Origin of the sequence: Streptomyces sp. NBC_00385 (assembly GCF_035917155.1) — a bacterium.
In the GTDB taxonomy this organism is placed as follows: domain Bacteria; phylum Actinomycetota; class Actinomycetes; order Streptomycetales; family Streptomycetaceae; genus Streptomyces; species Streptomyces poriferorum.
Genome location: NZ_CP107951.1, coordinates 4,114,621 through 4,128,977 on the forward strand (window position 1 = coordinate 4,114,621; position 14,357 = coordinate 4,128,977).

At 71.0% G+C, this 14,357-nt stretch carries 17 protein-coding genes and 1 tRNA gene; 16 read left to right on the forward strand and 2 right to left on the reverse strand.

Annotated features, from left to right (window positions below; all coding sequences use genetic code 11):
• Positions 1-167 precede the first annotated feature (167 nt).
• The 5 genes from OG959_RS18230 (at position 168) to OG959_RS18250 (ending at position 3,843) form a co-directional block, all read left to right on the forward strand.
• On the forward strand, positions 168-581 hold the full coding sequence (locus tag OG959_RS18230; RefSeq protein WP_326659745.1) for a YciI family protein: 414 nt from the start codon (positions 168-170) through the stop codon (positions 579-581).
• The gene (locus tag OG959_RS18235; protein ID WP_326659748.1) at positions 578-1,834 is read left to right on the forward strand and encodes an RNA polymerase sigma factor; all 1,257 of its coding nucleotides are present in this window, start codon (positions 578-580) and stop codon (positions 1,832-1,834) included. Before OG959_RS18230 ends, OG959_RS18235 begins: the two co-directional genes overlap by 4 nt.
• A gap of 169 nt (positions 1,835-2,003) precedes the next feature.
• Entirely contained in the window at positions 2,004-2,624 is a 621-nt protein-coding gene (locus tag OG959_RS18240; RefSeq protein ID WP_326659750.1) for an HhH-GPD-type base excision DNA repair protein, read from the forward strand.
• A 180-nt stretch (positions 2,625-2,804) separates the two neighbouring features.
• Positions 2,805-3,101 (forward strand): type II toxin-antitoxin system VapB family antitoxin, encoded by a 297-nt coding sequence (locus OG959_RS18245; RefSeq protein ID WP_073736427.1) that lies wholly within the window; start codon positions 2,805-2,807, stop codon positions 3,099-3,101.
• A gap of 145 nt (positions 3,102-3,246) precedes the next feature.
• Positions 3,247-3,843 carry a LytR C-terminal domain-containing protein gene (locus OG959_RS18250; protein ID WP_326666457.1) on the forward strand — a complete coding sequence of 199 codons (597 nt, stop codon included), beginning with the start codon at positions 3,247-3,249 and terminating at the stop codon, positions 3,841-3,843.
• Between the two features lie 112 nt (positions 3,844-3,955).
• Here OG959_RS18250 and upp read toward each other — a convergent pair whose 3' ends face one another.
• Positions 3,956-4,591, reverse strand: coding sequence for a uracil phosphoribosyltransferase (upp, locus tag OG959_RS18255; RefSeq protein WP_219573448.1), 636 nt, complete (start codon positions 4,589-4,591; stop codon positions 3,956-3,958).
• Positions 4,592-4,694: 103 nt separating this feature from the next.
• Between upp and OG959_RS18260 the strand changes: the two genes are divergently transcribed.
• From OG959_RS18260 to OG959_RS18300, 9 genes are all read left to right on the forward strand, one after another.
• Positions 4,695-4,895 carry a hypothetical protein gene (locus OG959_RS18260; protein WP_219573449.1) on the forward strand — a complete coding sequence of 67 codons (201 nt, stop codon included), beginning with the start codon at positions 4,695-4,697 and terminating at the stop codon, positions 4,893-4,895.
• A 246-nt stretch (positions 4,896-5,141) separates the two neighbouring features.
• Positions 5,142-5,693, forward strand: a complete 552-nt coding sequence (locus OG959_RS18265) for a tRNA adenosine deaminase-associated protein (protein ID WP_326659754.1) — start codon at positions 5,142-5,144, stop codon at positions 5,691-5,693.
• 9 nt (positions 5,694-5,702) lie between these two features.
• A complete protein-coding gene (gene tadA, locus OG959_RS18270; protein WP_442805593.1) occupies positions 5,703-6,215 on the forward strand; it encodes a tRNA adenosine(34) deaminase TadA in 513 nt (170 codons plus the stop codon).
• A gap of 78 nt (positions 6,216-6,293) precedes the next feature.
• Positions 6,294-6,378, forward strand: a tRNA-Ser gene (locus OG959_RS18275).
• Between the two features lie 465 nt (positions 6,379-6,843).
• Positions 6,844-7,008 (forward strand): hypothetical protein, encoded by a 165-nt coding sequence (locus OG959_RS18280; protein WP_187285206.1) that lies wholly within the window; start codon positions 6,844-6,846, stop codon positions 7,006-7,008.
• An 11-nt stretch (positions 7,009-7,019) separates the two neighbouring features.
• Positions 7,020-7,313 carry a Dabb family protein gene (locus OG959_RS18285; protein ID WP_326659758.1) on the forward strand — a complete coding sequence of 98 codons (294 nt, stop codon included), beginning with the start codon at positions 7,020-7,022 and terminating at the stop codon, positions 7,311-7,313.
• Between the two features lie 179 nt (positions 7,314-7,492).
• Positions 7,493-8,452 carry an RNA polymerase sigma factor SigF gene (locus tag OG959_RS18290; RefSeq protein WP_442805594.1) on the forward strand — a complete coding sequence of 320 codons (960 nt, stop codon included), beginning with the start codon at positions 7,493-7,495 and terminating at the stop codon, positions 8,450-8,452.
• A 234-nt stretch (positions 8,453-8,686) separates the two neighbouring features.
• On the forward strand, positions 8,687-9,553 hold the full coding sequence (locus OG959_RS18295) for an RNA polymerase sigma factor SigF (protein WP_148019555.1): 867 nt from the start codon (positions 8,687-8,689) through the stop codon (positions 9,551-9,553).
• 57 nt (positions 9,554-9,610) lie between these two features.
• A complete protein-coding gene (locus tag OG959_RS18300; RefSeq protein ID WP_326659762.1) occupies positions 9,611-10,423 on the forward strand; it encodes a hypothetical protein in 813 nt (270 codons plus the stop codon).
• Positions 10,424-10,453: 30 nt separating this feature from the next.
• On the opposite strand, the gene OG959_RS18305 is transcribed toward OG959_RS18300, so the two are convergent.
• Positions 10,454-10,666, reverse strand: a complete 213-nt coding sequence (locus OG959_RS18305) for a hypothetical protein (protein WP_326659764.1) — start codon at positions 10,664-10,666, stop codon at positions 10,454-10,456.
• Positions 10,667-11,152: 486 nt separating this feature from the next.
• Here OG959_RS18305 and OG959_RS18310 point away from each other — a divergent pair, with 486 nt between their 5' ends.
• Together OG959_RS18310 and OG959_RS18315 are read left to right on the forward strand one after the other, a co-directional pair.
• Positions 11,153-11,674: a MarR family winged helix-turn-helix transcriptional regulator gene (locus tag OG959_RS18310; protein ID WP_326666463.1), complete on the forward strand. Its 522-nt coding sequence runs from the start codon at positions 11,153-11,155 to the stop codon at positions 11,672-11,674.
• A gap of 23 nt (positions 11,675-11,697) precedes the next feature.
• Positions 11,698-14,202 carry an MFS transporter gene (locus tag OG959_RS18315; RefSeq protein ID WP_326659766.1) on the forward strand — a complete coding sequence of 835 codons (2,505 nt, stop codon included), beginning with the start codon at positions 11,698-11,700 and terminating at the stop codon, positions 14,200-14,202.
• Positions 14,203-14,357 lie beyond the last annotated feature (155 nt).

Here is a 14,357-nt window from a genome sequence, read left to right on the forward strand (position 1 = left end):
GGGCCCCCGCCCACCATGCCCCTCCGTCCCTGGGCCGTTCCGGGAATTCTCGGTACTTCCGGGAAACTCTCCGGCGCGGTGTCGAGAACGACCGCTCCGCTCCGACGTCCCCTGTGAGAGTCGCCCACGAGGGGCGGCGGGGGAATGGACAGAGAGGGAGCGGAATCATGAAGTACCTGGTGATGGTGCAGGGCTCGCAGGCCGATTACGAGGCGATGCGCGGGAACGCGTCCGCCGGCAATCCGGCCTGGAGCGAGAAGGACGTGCAGGCGATGTTCGGGTTCATGGGCGCGGTCAACAACGATCTCGCCGAGACGGGCGAGCTCATCGACGCCCAGGGCCTGGGCGAACCGGCGAAGGCCCGGAGCGTCACCGCGGGCGAGGACGGGCGTCCGGTGATCACCGACGGACCGTACGGGGAGACGAAGGAACTGCTCGCCGGGTACTGGGTGCTCGAATGCGAGAGCCTGGAGCGGGTCACCGAGATCGCCGCGCGTGTCACACAGTGCCCGGCGCCCGCCGGTGCGCCCGTCCGTCCGGTGGTCATCCGGCCCATCGCCGACGGCGGAGGCGATGTGTGAGACGGACGACGACCGAGGTCGAGGACCTGCTGCGGCGGCACGCCCCGCAGGTCCTCGGCGCGCTGGTGCGCCGGTACGGGCACTTCGATCCGGCCGAGGACGCGGTGCAGGAGGCCCTGATCGCCGCCGCCCGGCAGTGGCCGGAGGAGGGGGTGCCGGCCAATCCGCGCGGCTGGCTGATCAGGGTGGCCTCACGGCGGCTCGTGGACCGGCTGCGCAGCGACGCCGCCCGGCGGGCCCGGGAGGAGGAGGCGGCCGCGCTCACGCCGCGTGACGCCTTCACCGCGCCGGCGCCCGACGCGTCCGTACCGGGCGGCAGCCGGGCGCCGTCCGAGGACGACACCCTCACCCTGCTCTTCCTGTGCTGCCATCCGGACCTGGCCCCGGCCGCGCAGATCGCCCTGACGCTGCGGGCCGTCGGCGGGCTGACCACCGCCGAGATCGCCCGCGCGCATCTGGTGCCGGAGGCGACGATGGCCCAGAGGATCAGCCGGGCCAAGCGGAAGGTCCGGGGCGTCGCCTTCGTCCAGCCGGGGCCCGCCGACCGGGACCAGCGGCTCGCGGCCGTGCTCCAGGTGCTCTACCTGATCTTCAACGAGGGCTACACGGCGACCTCGGGGCGTTCCCTGCACCGCGCCGGCCTGGCCAGGGAGGCGATCCGGCTGACACGTTCGGTACGCCGGCTGCTGCCCCGGGACGGGGCGGTGACCGGGCTCCTGGCGCTGATGCTGCTGACCGACGCCCGCAGCGCCGCGCGCACCGGACCGCACGGCGAGCTGATCCCGCTCGACGAGCAGGACCGCACCCGCTGGGACCGGGCGGCCGTCGCCGAGGGCCTCGCCCTGGTCGAGGAGGCGCTGGGCGAGGGGCCCGCCGGGCCCTATCAGGTGCAGGCGGCCATCGCGGCACTGCACGACGAGGCGGCCCACGCCGAGGACACCGACTGGCCGCAGATCCTGGCGCTGTACGACGTCCTCGTACGGATCGCCCCCGAGCCGATGGCCGGGCTGAGCCGGGCCGTCGCCGTCGCCGTCGCCATGGTCCACGGGCCCCGGGCCGGGCTGGCGGAGGCCGACGCCCTCGCGGACCGGCTGGCGGGCCACCACCGGCTGGACGCCGTCCGCGCGCACCTGCTGGAACGGGCGGGAGACACGGAGGGCGCCCGCGCCGCGTACCGTGCGGCCGCCTCCGGGACCCTGAGCATCCCGGAGGCCCGCTATCTGTACGGGCGCGCGGACCGCCTCGACGGCTGAAAACGGACCGGCTCGACGGCTGAAACGGGTCCGTGCGCCCGCGCGTCAGGCGTGCGCGGCGCCCCGGAAGGGGTCGACAGGAGCCGAGAACAGCGGCAAACGGCTGCAAACAGCCGGACCGGCGGTGGTTTCACTGGCCGTCGCACCCCCGGCTCGCAATCATCGGGCCATGACCAACAGCAACCAGGGCCGAGACATCACCCTCCGGATCGCTCAGCAGCCGGAGGCGGACGAGTTGCTCGCGCGCAGTCCGCTCGCCGCCCTCGTCGGCATGCTGCTGGACCAGCAGGTGCCGATGGAATGGGCGTTCTCCGGTCCGTACGCACTGGCACAGCGGATGGGCGGGGACGACCTGGACGCCCATGAGATCGCCACGTACGAGCCGGAGGCCTTCACCGGACTCTTCACCGACAAACCCGCCCTGCACCGCTATCCGGGCTCGATGGCCAAGCGGGTGCAGCAGCTGTGCCAGTACCTGGTGGCGCAGTACGACGGCGAGGCGAGCGCGGTGTGGACCGGGGCCACCTCCGGGGCCGATCTCCGGAAGCGGCTCAACGCTCTGCCGGGGTTCGGTACCCAGAAGGCGCAGATCTTCCTCGCGCTGCTGGGCAAGCAGTTCGGCGTCCGGCCGCCGGGCTGGCGGGAGGCGGCGGGGCCCTACGGGGAGGCGGACTCGCACCGTTCGGTCGCCGACATCACCGGGCCCGAGTCGCTCGCCGAGGTCCGTGCGTTCAAGCAGGAGGCCAAACAGGCCGCGAAGGCGGCGAAGGCGGCGGCCAGGAGCAAGTGAGCCCGCCCCCGGGGCGCCCCTGGTGTGCGCCGGGGGCCGCCGGGCCGCGCACCGGGGCCGCCGGGGCTCTCGTTCATCACTGGCTCAATCGTGGAATGGACGCTTATATGCCGCCCTGGGCCACACCGCAGTCCCGCCCCATGGCTGCGCCCGGAGGGTCTTGACCGGTAGGCTTTCCGTGTGATCTTCAAGCGCATCGGAAATGGGCAGCCCTATCCCGACCACGGCCGGGAAAGCACCCGGCAGTGGGCGGATGTCGCGCCGCGCCCGGTCCGCCTCGACCAGCTCGTGACCACCAAGGGCCAGCTGGACCTCGAAACGCTTCTCGCCGAGGACTCCACGTTCTACGGCGACCTGTTCGCACACGTCGTGAAGTGGCAGGGCGACCTCTACCTGGAGGACGGACTGCACCGCGCGGTCCGCGCCGCGCTCCAGCAGCGCCAGGTTCTGCACGCCCGCGTGCTCGAACTCGGCTGAGCCGCTTCCCCGGGTCGCGTTCGACTCCGACGGGGTTCGTTCGGGTGCTTTCGCACTCGGACGGGTGCGATCCGTCGATCATCAAATAGTCATCATCACCGGGCCGCACTACGCTGCGCCCATGAGCATGCTCACTCCCCCCGGCATGGGCGGAAAGTACCGCATCACGGGTGACAAGTACCCGCGCATGCGGCGCCCCCGCCGCCGCAGCAAACTGGTCCTCGCGGCCATCGCCTCCGTGGTCGCCCTCGGGCTCGCCGGATGGGGCACGCTGCAGCTCATCGATGTCTTCACGGGCGGCGACAAACAGGCCAGCGCCGCCGACCGCAAGGCGGACTGCCCGACCGCCGCGCCGTCCGCGCCCGCGAAGGTCCTGCCGAAGCCCGCGAAGATCACGGTCAACGTCTACAACGCGACTCCGCGTGGCGGGCTGGCCAAGGCGGCGGCCGACGAGCTGAAGAAGCGCGGCTTCACCATCGGCAAGGTGGGCAACGCCACCGCCGCGTACGACAAGAAGGTCGCCGGCACCGCCCTGCTGCTGGGCGCCCCGGCCGCGGTCAACGGCACGTTCCCGGTGCTCGGCACCCAGCTGCCGGGCGCGGCGACGAAGACCGACGCGCGCAAGGGCGCGGACATCGATCTGATCATCGGTACGAAGTTCAAGGCGTTCAGCCCGCCGCAGGCGGCAGCCACCGCGCTGACCGCACTGACGAAGCCGGCCCCGGCGCCGTCCTCCTGCTGAGGACGCGCGGGTCGGCAGTACGCGACGGCCGGGGTGCTCGATGAGCGCCCCGGCCGTCGCCGTCCCACCGGTCGGTTCCTGAGGGCTGTCCCGCAACTGCTGGCGGGCCGGCCTAGCCGGCGGTGCCGTACATCCGGTCCCCGGCGTCACCGAGGCCCGGCACGATGTAGCCGTGCTCGTTGAGCCGCTCGTCGACCGAGGCGGTGACCACGGTGACCGGCGTCCCCGCCAGTTCGCGCTCCATCACCTCGACGCCCTCGGGCGCCGCGAGCAGCACGACCGCGGTGACATCGTCCGCACCCCGCTTGATCAGCTCCTGGATGGCCGCGACCAGCGTGCCGCCGGTGGCGAGCATCGGGTCCAGGACGTACACCTGGCGGCCCGAGAGGTCCTCCGGCATGCGCGTCGCGTACGTGGACGCCTGGAGCGTCTCCTCGTCGCGGATCATGCCCAGGAAGCCCACCTCGGCGGTCGGCAGCAGCCGGACCATGCCGTCGAGCATGCCGAGGCCGGCCCGCAGGATCGGTACGACCAGGGGCCGCGGGTACGACAGCTTCACTCCGGTGGTGGGTGTCACCGGGGTCTCGATGTCGACCTGTTCGGTGCGCACATCGCGGGTGGCCTCGTACGCGAGCAGGGTGACCAGCTCGTCGGCGAGGCGCCGGAAGGTCGGGGAGTCGGTGCGCTTGTCGCGCAGGGTGGTGAGTTTGTGCGCGACCAGCGGGTGGTCGACGACGTGGATCCGCATGCCACCCACAGTAGCCGCGCCTCCCGCACCCGTGCGCTGGCATCAACCGCACGTTCGGGGGGAAGGTGGGGGCATACGGACCCAGCCTGGGGGTGAAGAGCCGATGCCGGACGGGGCGGAGCACAAGCGGGAAGGCCCGGACCCGCAGGACGCGCCGGAGACGGACGCGCAGCGCCGCAGGCGCCGCGCCCAGTTCCTCCGCGAGCTTCACGAGGCCAAGGCGCTCCGCGACCGGGTCCAGCCGCGCCGGGTCAAGGCCGCCAGAATGCGCCAGGCCATGCGGATGCGGACGTTCCGCTGGTAGCCGGCCATCCGTCGGAGGAACCCCCGGGTGGCGGCGCCGGAGAGAACTGATGGCCGACGCAACGACGGAACTGCTCTCGCGAGGCCCTCGTTTCTGCCACGATTCCGATGGGCGGGACGCAGGGCAGCCGGACCCCGGCTGTCTCCCGCCGGACCGACACACCCAGGGCATTCGTTGGGATCGGACCCCGCTCCCTGATCCGGCCTGATCCGAACGAGAGCCTCCAAGACCAGTGGGAGAGTCACGGTGTACTTCGCCGCACTGCTCGCGCGCACCGAAGACGGGTGGGAAGCGAGCGACACGGATCTCGACGATGTGGAGACCCTGTCCGACCTGACGGATCTGGCCCGTGAGGCCTCGGTGGACGAGGACACGGTGCTCGTCTTCATCGAGCAGGAGGACGCCTGGTTCGGCGTCGTCCGCGTGGACGGTGAGGAGGATCCGCGTATCTACGTCTCCAACGCCTCCGCCGCCGCCCGCTCCTCGTACGGGGAGATCCTGCTCACGGATGAACTGCTCGGCCGCGAACCCGGGGCCGAGGACTCGATTGCCGCCCTCGAAGAACTCGTCGGCCTCGACGGTACGGAGGACGGCGAACCCGAAACCCCCGACAATTCCACCGACGATGACGACGACGGGCCGGACCCCGACGCCGTACCGGCAGGTCCGCTCGGCGACACCGGGGTGCTGTCCGACCTCGGGCTCCCCGAGGCGGAGCTGCTGATGCTGCGGACGGAGGCCCTGGCCGAGATCGCGGACGCGCTGGGAGCGGCCGAGGTCCTGGAGACCGTCCGTTAGGGTCCGCGGGTGACCGAAGCACCGCACCCGCACGACCCGTCCCCGGCGCAGCACCCCCCGCACGATCCCGTGAGGGACCCGTGGCGGGCATCCATGCGCCGTGCCCTGGACGAGGCCGGGCTGGCGGCGGCGGCCGGCGATGTGCCGGTCGGCGCCGTCGTCCTCGCCCCGGACGGCGGCCTGCTCGCCACCGGCCACAACGAACGCGAGGCGACCGGTGACCCGACCGCGCACGCCGAGGTCCTCGCCCTGCGCCGGGCCGCCGCCGCGCTCGGCGAGTGGCGGCTGTCCGGATGCACCCTCGTCGTCACCCTGGAGCCCTGCACCATGTGTGCGGGCGCCCTGGTGCAGTCCCGAGTGGGCCGGGTCGTCTACGGCGCCCGGGACGAGAAGGCCGGAGCGGCCGGTTCGCTCTGGGACGTCGTACGGGACCGCAGGCTCAACCACCGCCCCGAGGTGATCCACGGCGTCCTGGAGGCGGACTGTGCGGCCCTCCTGACGGCCTTCTTCCGCGACCGCTGACCTGCGTCCCCCGCACACACGCGGGCTTGCCGGGAATCGGATTTCGACGGACGGCCGAGATGGTCTAAGCTCTCTCTCGGTAGCGTGTCCGAGCGGCCGAAGGAGCTCGCCTCGAAAGCGAGTGTGGGGAAACTCACCGAGGGTTCAAATCCCTCCGCTACCGCTCTTGTGAAGGGCCCGACGCACAGCGTCGGGCCCTTCGAGTTTTCCGCCCGGACGGTCGGCCCGCCATGGCGCGGGTGCGGGTACGACAGTGGCCCCGGGGCCGACGGAGGTCGGGCCCGGGGCCGGCTGCGAGGCTGGGTCGGGGGAAGCGGCATCGGGGGGACAAGCCGCTCCCCCCGATGAGAACAGGCCCTACCAGCCCTCACCGCGATCGGGGGATGGCCGCGGTGAGAACCCCACAGAGAGGTCCTGTTCCTCGCCCCTCGGATTCCTGCCGGATCCGCTGGGCTCGTTCACCATCCTGCCCCTCCACAGAAGCCGCGCGGGCGGGCAAAGGGCCTCGATCGCCGGGTCCTTGGTCCCTAAAGACCGCATGAGTGATCGGAATCAGCAAGCCGATACGGCCATGTGTGCGGATAGACTCGCCCGATCGCGCAGGGGATCGAAGGGGAGTCAGGGGCTGATGGTGCAAGCAAAGAAGATCGCTCTCTACTTGATAGTCGTCTTCGTGCTCTACACGATCATCACGTCCCCCGCCCGGGCCGCGGATCTCGTCCAGGTAGGGTTCGAGGGCGTTTCGGACGCCGCTCAGGGCGTCGGCGACTTCATGTCCGAGCTCGTGAAGTAGGAGTACCCCCCATGATCCGCCATCTGGTCCTGTTCAAGCTGAACGACGGCGTCGGGCGGGACGAACCGCGGGTCGTCGCGGGCGCCCAGGCCTTCCGGGAACTGGCGGACAAGGTGCCCGGGCTGGAGTTCTGGGAGTGCGCCTGGAACATCACCGACCGGCCGATCGCCTACGACTTCGCCATCAACTCCGCGGTCGCTGACGAGGCCGCACTGAAGAGCTACATCGAGCATCCGGCCCACCAGGCCGCCGCCGGTCAGTGGCGTGAATTCGCCACCTGGGTGATCGCCGACTACCCGTTCTGACGGCTTCGGCCCTGCGAGCCCCTCACCATGACGGTGAGGGGCTTTTCTTTGTGTTTAAACCGATTCGAGGTCAACACGGCGCTATGGGGTGCTTGCACATAGTGGACATGTCTTGTGATGCTATGACCGCTTTTGAAGGATGAGTTGACCGAAGTTGACCGCAAAGGGGTGGCGTCATCGTGCCGGCCAGTACAGCGCCTCAAGTGCCTCCCCAGACCGTGCAGGCCGTCCAGGCCGCACGGACGACACCGGTGTCGCCGACTCCGGCGTCACCGACATCGGCGTCCCCGGCGGCCCCGGCGGTCCAGGCCCAGGCGGTCGCGACCGAGACGATCCAGACCGAGACGCCCGACGACACCGTCGCGCCCGCCAGGACCCGGGGCGCCGACACCAGGGCGCTCACCCAGGTGCTCTTCGGCCGCCTCCAGGGGCTGGAGCCGGGCACCGCGGAGCACGGGCGGGTGCGGGCGGCACTGATCGAGGCGAACCTGCCCCTCGTCCGGTACGCCGCCGCGCGGTTCCGCAGCCGCAACGAGCCGATGGAGGACGTCGTCCAGGTCGGCACGATCGGCCTGATCAACGCCATCGACCGGTTCGACCCCGAACGCGGGGTCCAGTTCCCCACCTTCGCGATGCCCACCGTCGTCGGCGAGATCAAGCGGTACTTCCGGGACAACGTGCGGACCGTCCACGTACCGCGCCGGCTGCACGAACTCTGGGTCCAGGTCACCGGGGCCACCGAGGACCTGACGACCGCCCACGGCCGCTCCCCCACCACCGCGGAGATCGCCGCACGGCTGAAGATCTCCGAGGACGAGGTGCTGGCCTGCATCGAGGCGGGCCGCTCGTATCACGCGACCTCACTCGAAGCCGCCCAGGAGGGTGACGGGCTGCCGGGCCTGCTGGACCGGCTCGGCTACGAGGATCCGGCGCTGGCCGGCGTCGAGCACCGCGACCTGGTCCGCCATCTGCTCGTACAACTGCCCGAACGCGAACAGCGGATCCTGCTGCTGCGGTACTACAGCAACCTGACGCAGTCCCAGATCAGCGCGGAACTCGGAGTCTCACAGATGCATGTGTCAAGACTCCTCGCCCGAAGTTTCGCCCGACTTCGATCCGCAAACAGGATCGAAGCGTAACCGGATCGGGTAGACCGGTCCTGAGGCGTTCCCCGCGGACCAAAAGCCGTACACCCCCTGTTAACTGGGCAGACTCCCCCGGAACTTGTCGACAAGTCACTACAGCGTGTTGCCGACATGTGACATTCTGCGGGAACCGCGTTTGCCGCTGCCTCCCCTCCGGTATTCAGGTGGAGGCTGCGTTCCTCCGATGGTCGCGGCCACCGCGACCGTCCGCGACCTCAAGGGGGTGGCATGTCCGCAGAACAGGGCAGCTCGAAGGTGCTCACGCTCACCAAGAGCGCACCCGCACCCGTTGTGCTCACCAGCTCGTCGGAAGCCATCGACACCCGCACGCTGTCCCGCTCCCTGTTCCTGCGGCTCGCCGCGCTGGGTCCCGCACCGGGCCCCGACGGAACGGACAGCCCGGAGCGCGCCTATGTGCGGGACACACTCATCGAGCTCAACCTGCCGCTGGTGCGTTACGCCGCGGCACGGTTCCGCAGCCGCAACGAACCCATGGAGGACATCGTCCAGGTCGGCACGATCGGCCTGATCAAGGCGATCGACCGGTTCGACTGCGAACGCGGCGTGGAGTTCCCCACGTTCGCGATGCCCACCGTCGTCGGCGAGATCAAGCGCTTCTTCCGCGACACCTCCTGGTCGGTGCGGGTGCCGCGCCGGCTCCAGGAGCTGCGGCTCGCCCTCACCAAGACCAGTGACGAGCTCGCCCAGAAGCTCGACCGCTCGCCGACCGTTCCGGAGCTGGCCAAGGCGCTCGGCGTCTCCGAGGAGGACGTCGTCGACGGCCTGGCCGTCGGCAACGCCTACACCGCCTCCTCGCTCGACTCGCCCTCGCCCGAGGACGACGGCGGCGAGGGTTCGCTGGCGGACCGGCTGGGCTACGAGGACGCGGCGCTGGAGGGCGTCGAGTACCGCGAGTCGCTCAAGCCGCTGCTGGCCAAACTCCCGCCGCGTGAGCGCCAGATCATCATGCTGCGGTTCTTCGCCAACATGACCCAGTCGCAGATCGGCGAGGAGGTCGGCATCTCCCAGATGCACGTCTCGCGGCTGCTGACCCGGACCCTCGCCCAGCTCAGGGAGGGGCTCATCGCCGACTGACCGGGAACCCCGATCCCGAGGGTTCCGATTTGACGGTCCGTCAGACACACTGTCGCGATGCGACGTCAGACATTCGGCCGGTCCGGCCGCCGGGGCACAGTGATCGCCGCCTCGGCGGCCGTGCTGTGTCTGGGCGGTGCCCTGACAGGCTGCGGAGACCGGGCGGGCGGCGACGGCTACACGGCGGTCGGCGCGGCGGCGACGGGCCCGGCGAAGGCTCCTTCGGGGGCGGTCGCGCCCTCGGGCAAGGTCACGCTGATCCCGCTGGACGGGGCCGGGAGACCGAGCGGAAGCGGCGCCGGGGAGCCCTCGGGCGCCTCGCCCTCGTCCTCCCCCGGAGCCCCGGACGCGGGGGGCGGTGCGGGCACTGCGGGCGGCCCCGGCCCGGACACGGCGCGTCCCGGTGCGTCCGGGAGCCCGGCACGGACCCCGGGAGGACCGGGCGGCGCAGCGACGAGCGGCGCTCCGTCGAACGGGTCCGGCTCGGCGGACGGCTCCGCAGGGACCACGGACCCGACCGGCCCCGCGTCACCGTCCGCACCCGGCTCCACGGCCCCCGCCGGGCCCGCCGTCATCGAGGCCGGCGCCCCGGTGCGTGCGGCGGCGGACGAGCGGTGGTGCGAGAAGGTCACCGTGGAGTTCCGCAACACCGGCGGCTCATCCGCCCGTTCGGGGACCGTCACCTTCGCCACGCACATCATCGGCGGGCTGGGGATCGACTGGGCGACCCGGGAATCGACAGCGCCGCTGCCCGTGCCCATCGGCGCGGGAGCGGCGCGGAAGATGACGTACACCGTCTGTGTGGACGCCTGGCGGGTGCCCCTGGGCATGCATGTCGAGACCCGGGACGTGACCGCCGTCTGGAAGTGACGGGGGACTACGCGATGACCGGTGTGCCGGTCAGCCGAGCGCGAGCCAGGCGACCGCGCCGAGCACGACGACCACCGCGACGACGGCGGCGATCAGTCCGGTCCTCGGGCCGGAGGACACGGCGGCGGGCTGCTGCCGGCGCTGCGGCTCGCCCTCGTCGACGAAGGCGCGGAACATCTGGGTGTTGCCTGCCGGGTCGCTGTTGCCCTCGGGACCCTGCGGAGCGTGGGGATTGTGTGCCATGTCGCAGGACCCTAGCGAACTCGGCGGAACCGCCCAACCCCCGGGCGGTGAAGGGGCGGGGCCATAACCGGGGAACCGGTGAAGGCCGCGCGGCAGACCCGCCCGGACCCGGCCCGGACCACCGCACCCCGTACGGAGCCGCCGAGGGCGGTCGGCGACCAACCTCCGCACAGAGGAACCCAGTTGAGAATCGTGGCGCCGGGCCACCCCCGCGCTCCCGTATATATGCGCGAACGGTGACCCTCCGCCCGCGCCGGAAGCCGATAAGACGGGGGAGGTGGCCCCCGGAGCCTGCCCGGCCCGCATCCGGAGTGGCGCAGGACACATCTGCCACGTACGCACCGCACACGCTGGGCGTTTGACCCGCGCCCTACGGAGCCTTTTGTTTTCCTTTACTTCTGCAAGCCCCTTTTCGTTTGCCTGCAGCAACCAACGGCTTCTATGGTTGCCCTAAGCAACAAGATGACGTGAATGTCTGGGGGTCCCGTGGCCGCGCGGAGTCAGTACGAAGAACTGGCCCGGCAGCTCAGCGCAGTCGGCGCCGTCAAACGGGGCCTGGCCCGCATCCTCCCCGCCGAATGCCCTGCCGGCTCGGCGGCCGTACTGGCTCTGCTGAGCCAGCACGGAGAGATACGGATCAGCAGACTGGCCGAGCTCCTCGCCGTCGACATGTCGGTGACCAGCCGACACGTCGCCCACGTGGCGGAACGCGGCTGGATCGAGCGTTCCCCGGACCCGGCGGACAAGCGCTCCCGCATCCTGCGGCTGACCCCCGCGGGCGAGGGAGTACTCAAGGATCTGAACTGCCGGACGACCGAGATGTTCGCCCACAACCTTCAGGATTGGTCCGACGACGAGGTCGGACAGCTCAACACGTTGCTGGCCCGGCTGCGCGACAGCTTCTCCTGTCGCAGCTCCGGCGGGTGCGCCCCCGGAAAGCACAGCGGCGACTGCCGCTCCCGGCCCACCGACAGCCACGACGGCTCGTACACCCGTACACCCGTGTAACAGAAGCAAAGACAAGGATTTAAATGGCTACGACCACACCAACCGGTGTGCGGGGCGGCCACGCCAAGCACGGAGGGAACGAACCCTCCAACGGCGTGCCGATGACACACCGGCAGATCATGGAAGCGCTGACCGGGCTGCTGCTCGGCATGTTCGTCGCGATTCTGTCGTCCACCGTCGTCACCAACGCCCTGCCGGAGATCATCTCCGACCTCGGCGGCGGCCAGAGCGCCTACACCTGGGTCGTCACGGCCTCGCTGCTGGCGATGACGGCGACCACCCCCCTGTGGGGCAAGCTCTCCGACCTGTTCAGCAAGAAGCTGCTGGTCCAGATAGCACTCGTCATCTACGTCGCCGGCTCGGTCGTCGCCGGTCTCTCGACCAGCAGCGGCATGCTGATCGTCTGCCGTGTGGTCCAGGGCATCGGCGTCGGCGGCCTCTCCGCCCTCGCCCAGATCGTGATGGCCGCGATGATCGCCCCGCGCGAGCGCGGCCGCTACAGCGGCTACCTCGGCGCGGTCTTCGCCATCGCCACCGTCGGCGGCCCGCTGCTCGGCGGTGTCATCACCGACACCAGCTGGATGGGCTGGCGCTGGTGCTTCTACGTCGGCGTGCCGTTCGCGGCCATCGCTCTCGTGGTGCTCCAGAAGACCCTGAAGCTCCCGGTCGTCAAGCGTGAGGTCAAGGTCGACTGGACCGGCGCGTTCTTCATCAGCGCCGCCGTCTCGCTGCTGCTCCTCTGGGTGACCTTCGCGGGCGACAAGTACGACTGGATGTCCTGGCAGACCGGTGCGATGCTCGCGGGTTCCGTGGTCCTCGCGCTGCTCTTCGTCTTCACCGAGTCCCGGGCCAGCGAGCCGATCATCCCGCTGCGGCTGTTCCGCAACCGGACCATCACGCTCGCCTCGCTCGCCTCGCTGTTCGTCGGTGTCTCGATGTTCGCGGGCACCGTCTTCTTCAGCCAGTACTTCCAGCTGGCGCGCGGCAAGTCGCCGACGATGTCCGGTGTGATGACGATCCCGATGATCGCGGGTCTGTTCCTCTCCTCGACCCTCTCGGGCCAGATCATCACCAAGACGGGCCGCTGGAAGGCGTGGCTGGTCAGCGGTGGCTTCCTGATCACGGCCGGGCTCGGCATGCTCGGCACCATCCGGTACGACACCGCGTACTGGCACATCGCGATCTTCATGTTCGTGATGGGTCTCGGCATCGGCATGATGATGCAGAACCTGGTCCTCGCCACCCAGAACCAGGTCGACCCCGCCGACCTCGGCTCCGCCAGCTCCGTCGTCACGTTCTTCCGTTCGCTCGGTGGTGCGATCGGTGTCTCGGCACTGGGCGCCGTCATGGCGAACCGGGTCACGCACTACGTCAAGGACGGCCTGGCGGACCTCGGTCCCCAGGGCGCGGCCCTGGGCCACGGCGGTACCGGCGGCGGGGGCATCCCCGACCTGGACACGCTGCCCGCGCCGTTCCGTACGGTCGTGGAGGCCGCCTACGGGCACGGCGTCGGTGACGTCTTCCTGTACGCCGCTCCGGCCGCGCTGGTCGCCTTCCTGATCACGATCTTCATCAAGGAGGTCGCACTGAAGACGAACGCGGCGAACGACGCCCCGGCTCCGGCCGAGGCCGTGGAGCTCGCCAAGACCCCGGACGGTACGGCCGCGCTGGTCTCCGAGGGAGCCGCCGGCGTCACCGCCGTCGACACCCTGGAGGCCGCCCCGGTGGCCGCTCCGGTGGCCGCTCCGGTGGCGACCGTGCAGGGCACCGCGGTCCGCGGTGTGGTGCGCGGTGCCGAGGGCGCACCCGTCGACCGGGCCGCCGTCACGCTGATCTCGCTCGGCGGCCGGCAGCTGGGCATCTCGGTCGCGCAGCCCGACGGCTCCTACGGTCTGGACGCCCCGGGCGCCGGTTCGTACGTGCTGATCGCGTCGGCCGACGGCTTCCAGCCGCAGGCGTCGACCGTGGTCGTCGGCGACGAGCCGCTCTCGTACGACATCCTGCTCGCCGGTACGAGCGGCCTGGCCGGTTCCGTACGGGCCGCCGACGGCGGTCTGCCGGTCGAGGGCGCCATGGTCATCGTGACCGATGTGCGCGGCGACGTGCTGGCCACCGGCAAGTCCGGTGACGCGGGCGAGTTCACCTTCGGTGAGCTGGTCCCCGGTGCGGTGACCGTCGCGGTCAACGCGGCCGGCTTCCGTCCGCTGGCCCTGCCGGTGGAGATCGGCGGCCAGGGTGTCACCCGGGTCGACGCCGCACTGCAGTCCGGTGCGCTGGTCCAGGGCGTGGTGCGGGCCGGTTCCGGCCGGCGGCCGCTGCCCGACGCCCGCGTCACGCTGGTCGACGCGGCCGGCAACGTGATCGCCACCTCGACGACCGGGGAGGACGGGGCGTACGCCTTCGCCGACCTGGACGCGGGCGAGTACTCGGTCATCGCGACCGGCTACCCGCCGGTGGCCGGTTCCCTGACCGTGGCCGGTCACGGGGTCGACGGCCACGACATCGAGCTCGCCCACCCGGGCGAGTAACCCGTCCGGGATTCCCCCGGACACGTAAGACCCCTGGCGGGACGGCACTTCGAGCGGAGAGTCTGTCCAGGCCGGCGGAAATGGGCCCCGGCGGTGGGGACGGCAGGCAGGGGACGGCCTGCCGTCCCCGCCCCGGGGCCCGACTCATTGAGTGA